Source organism: Allosphingosinicella sp. (assembly GCF_036387215.1).
In the GTDB taxonomy this organism is placed as follows: Bacteria; Pseudomonadota; Alphaproteobacteria; order Sphingomonadales; family Sphingomonadaceae; genus Allosphingosinicella.
On record NZ_DASVUE010000047.1, the window covers coordinates 1 to 2,850 of the forward strand.

Consider the following 2,850-nt stretch of genomic DNA (forward strand, 5'->3'; position numbering starts at 1 on the left):
TGGCGCACGGAAACGCGGCGGTTGATGCCGGCCCGCGTGAAAAGGGAAAGCTTGGTATCACGAAGCAGAGCCGGAGCGGTTACGCTCGATCACGCTGCAATGGTGCTTCGCTGGAGACGCATATGCATGCTGCAGCGCAAAATGTCAAGTTGGGAGTGGCGCCGGTAGTGTCTCAGCTTGAAAGTTTGGTGCAATGAACGCGCGCCACTGACTCAGGATCGACGTACGTTTCTTTCGCCAGCTTCGATTGTGCGCGAACACAGGTCTGGTAGGGCGAAAAGTAGATATAAATCGCAACGGCGGCGATCACCGTCGCCGCTGCTATAAGCGCTACCTTCACGACATCGCTCATTGATCCCCCCGCTTCTTGTAAGGCCCGCGCAGCTTGGGAGCCGGAGCCATCGCATCGATCTTAGCGACAATATCCTCTAGCGACCACAGCTTGTCAGTGATGCCAGCGGCCTTCGCCGGGGTGACGCGCAGCGTCTTATGGATGCGGCAGAAGTTGTAGAAGGCGAAGTAGAGCGCCAGCGCCTGAATGTGATTGTCGAGCTTCTTTGAGAAGGTGTTCGTCAGGCGGGTGAAGCGCCGGTTCTGGCAAGCTGGGCCGCGGCGCTGGATAAGCCCTCCCGCTCGTCCTCGATCTCGCCCGTGGCAATCTTCCCGATCATCACGGCTCGGCTGATAGCGTCAGCCGGGCGTGTCTCTTCGCGTGGACCTTTAGGTATTACGAAGTTCTGATGCTGGAGGTGATGCGCGGCTTTTGGAGATGATATCCCTGCTGTTCGATATCATCCAAGCAATCGTCCGCACTAACTGCGATCCTGGGCGCCTCGCCCCGATTCATGTCCATCTTCTTTTCGTAGGTCCACGGCCCGTGCTGCGCTGGGAGCTTGGCACCGGCCTCATCGTCGGTGAAGCCGTAGATGCCCTTTTTTCCCTTATGAATGTGAACGTCCATCGTTGCCTCCTTGTCTTTCGCTAAGCATATAGGAAGCGGCGGCTGGAAGCGAACGGTTCAGCTGCTAAATTGAAACTGAGACACTACCGTGGCGCCGGACGGTCCCGCTGCCATAGTCGGCGCGTATCGGCGCCAGGTGAAAGGCTTCAGGATGTTAAGAGCAGTTGCGGCCGCCACTCTGTCGCTGGCGGCTCTTTCCGGATGCGCCGCGCAACTCGCGGATCGCAGTGCGCCCACAGCTTCGCCCGTCGAAGTGAAGGTGATCGCGTTCAACGATTTCCACGGCAATCTCGAGCCGCCGAAGCAGTTCGTCGAGCATCCCGCGCCGGGCGAGAGCGCAACCCGCGTTGCGGCCGGGGGCGCGGCTTACCTGGCATCGGCGATCGGCGCCCTGCGCACCCGCAATCCAAACAACGTCGTGGTCAGCGCGGGCGACATGATCGGAGCCTCGCCGCTTGCGTCGGGCCTGTTCCTCGACGAGCCGACCATCCTTGCGATGAACCTCATCAAGCTCGACTTCAACGCGGTCGGCAACCACGAGTTCGACCGCGGCCGCGCCGAGCTTCTGCGAATGCAGAATGGAGGATGCGAGAAGCACACCAAGGTCGAGCCCTGCCGCCTCGACAAGGACTTCCCCGGCGCCCGCTTCGGCTTCCTCGGTGCCAACGTCATCACCGAGAACGGATCGACGCTTTTCCCCGGCTCCGGAGTGCGAAGCTTCGGAAGCGGTGCATCGAAGGTTCGGGTCGGCTTCATCGGCATGACGCTCAAGAACACGCCGCCTCTGGTCGATCGCAGGAGCGTTGCCGGCCTCACCTTCGCCGACGAAGCCGCAACCGCCAATGCGCTGGCCGCGAAACTCCGCTCGGAAGGCGCGGATGCAGTCGTGCTCCTGATCCACGAGGGGCTGCGCCCGAAGACCGGCTATAACGACAAAAGCTGCGGCGCCCTCGGCGGCGACCTGCCCCCGATCCTCAGCCGGCTCGATCTCTCGATCGACCTCGTCGTCTCCGGCCACACCCATTTCGCCTATGTCTGCGATTACGGCACCATCGATAAGGCGCGGCCGTTCCTCGTCACCAGCGCCGGCCGTTACGGCACGCTCGTCACCGACATCACGCTCAGCATCGATCCGGAAAGCCACAAGGTGGTGGCGAAGCGGGCGGAGAATATGATCGTTCAGGGCGAGGCGTTCACAGGGCCCGAGGGCGAGGTCCCGCTCAGCACCCAGGTGCCGCGTTACGCGCCGGAGCCGGCGGTGGCGGCGCTGGTCGCGCGATATGTCGCCGCTGCTGCGCCGCTTGCCGACCGGGTGGTGGGCCGGCTCACCGCTCCCGCCACCGAAGCCAGGACCGCGTCGGGGGAGCGGGTGCTCGGCAACCTTATCGCCGACGCCCAGCTTGCGGCAACGAAGCCCCTAGGGGCGGAGGTGGCCTTCATGAATTCCACCGGTGTCCGGACGGATCTGGTTCCGGGGCCGGACGGAAGCGTCACCTTCGCGCAGCTCTTCGCCGTGCATCCGTTCGGGAACAGCGTCGTCGTCAGGAGCTACACCGGCCGGCAACTGAAGGCGATCCTGGAGCAGCAGTTCAACAGCGGAACGAACACTGCCGAGAAGCCGATCCTCCTGCTTCCCTCGAGCAATTTCGGCTTCGCCTACGATGTGCGGCGGCCGGCCGGTCAGCGCGTCCTGGATATGAGGCTGGACGGAAAGCCGATCGAGGACAGCCGAGTCTACCGCGTCGCCGTCAACAGCTTCGTCGCCGGCGGCGGCGACAGCTTCACGCTCTTCACGGAAGGCACGGACCAGGCGGACGGCCCTCAGGATGTCGAAGCGCTGGAGGCCTATATCGCAGCCGCGAACCCGCTTACTCCGCCTCCGGTAGGCC

Annotated in this window: 3 protein-coding genes and 1 pseudogene; 1 reads left to right on the forward strand and 3 read right to left on the reverse strand. The window is 63.3% G+C overall.

Annotated features, from left to right (window positions below):
- Positions 1-172 precede the first annotated feature (172 nt).
- From VF662_RS02420 to VF662_RS02430, 3 genes and pseudogenes are all read right to left on the reverse strand, one after another.
- Entirely contained in the window at positions 173-352 is a 180-nt protein-coding gene (locus VF662_RS02420; RefSeq protein WP_464137291.1) for a hypothetical protein, read from the reverse strand.
- Positions 349-591, reverse strand: a pseudogene (locus VF662_RS02425) (IS1 family transposase); the annotation flags it as partial. The gene VF662_RS02420 and the pseudogene VF662_RS02425, both read right to left, overlap by 4 nt.
- Before the next feature lie 136 nt (positions 592-727).
- Complete coding sequence (locus tag VF662_RS02430) at positions 728-961, reverse strand: hypothetical protein (protein WP_464137293.1); 234 nt, start codon at positions 959-961, stop codon at positions 728-730.
- A 151-nt stretch (positions 962-1,112) separates the two neighbouring features.
- On the opposite strand from VF662_RS02430, the gene VF662_RS02435 reads away from it, so the two are divergent.
- Positions 1,113-2,850: bifunctional metallophosphatase/5'-nucleotidase (locus tag VF662_RS02435; RefSeq protein WP_464137296.1), on the forward strand; the 1,738-nt coding region annotated here is incomplete at its 3' end.

Bases quoted from the DNA above. Each gene is read 5' to 3' on its own strand.
- VF662_RS02430 (WP_464137293.1), bottom strand. From the start codon at position 961: ATGGACGTTCACATTCATAAGGGAAAAAAGGGCATCTACGGCTTCACC.
- VF662_RS02420 (WP_464137291.1), bottom strand. From the start codon at position 352: ATGAGCGATGTCGTGAAGGTAGCGCTTATAGCAGCGGCGACGGTGATC.